Origin of the sequence: Streptomyces phaeofaciens (assembly GCF_014648915.1) — a bacterium.
GTDB lineage: Bacteria > Actinomycetota > Actinomycetes > Streptomycetales > Streptomycetaceae > Streptomyces > Streptomyces phaeofaciens.
Genome location: NZ_BMSA01000101.1, coordinates 1 through 552 on the forward strand (window position 1 = coordinate 1; position 552 = coordinate 552).

The following is a 552-nucleotide window of genomic DNA, read 5'->3' on the forward strand; positions in this document are numbered from 1 at the left end:
ATGTTCTGGACGGTCTCCTTGCCCAGGTAGTGGTCGATCCGGAAGACCTGGTCCGGGGCGAACACCTCGTGGACGACCTGGTTCAGCTCCTTGGCCGACTCCAGGTCGTGGCCGAACGGCTTCTCGATGACCGCGCGGCGCCAGGAGTCCTTCGTCTGGTCGGCCAGCCCGTGCTTCTTCAGCTGCTGGATGACCACCGGGAAGGAGCGGGGCGGCACGGAGAGGTAGAAGGCGAAGTTGCCGCCCGTGCCCTGTGCCTTGTCCAGCTCCTCGATCGTGCCGCGCAGCCGCTCGAACGCGTCGTCGTCGTCGAAGACTCCCTGCACGAAACGCATGCCCTGGACCAGCTGCTGCCAGACCTCCTCGCGGAAGGGCGTGCGCGCGTGCTCCTTGACGGCGTCGTGCACCTCCTGCGCGAAGTCCTCGTGCGCCCATTCGCGGCGGGCGAAGCCGACCAGCGAGAAGCCCGGCGGCAGCAGACCCCGGTTCGCGAGGTCGTACACGGCGGGCATGAGCTTCTTCCGCGACAGGTCGCCCGTGACGCCGAAGATG

The 552-nt window shown here is 67.8% G+C and carries 1 protein-coding gene; it reads right to left on the reverse strand.

The window, feature by feature from the left end:
- Positions 1–551: glucose-6-phosphate dehydrogenase (locus IE275_RS45730; RefSeq protein WP_506417350.1), on the reverse strand; the 551-nt coding region annotated here is incomplete at its 3' end.
- Position 552: the final 1 nt, after the last annotated feature.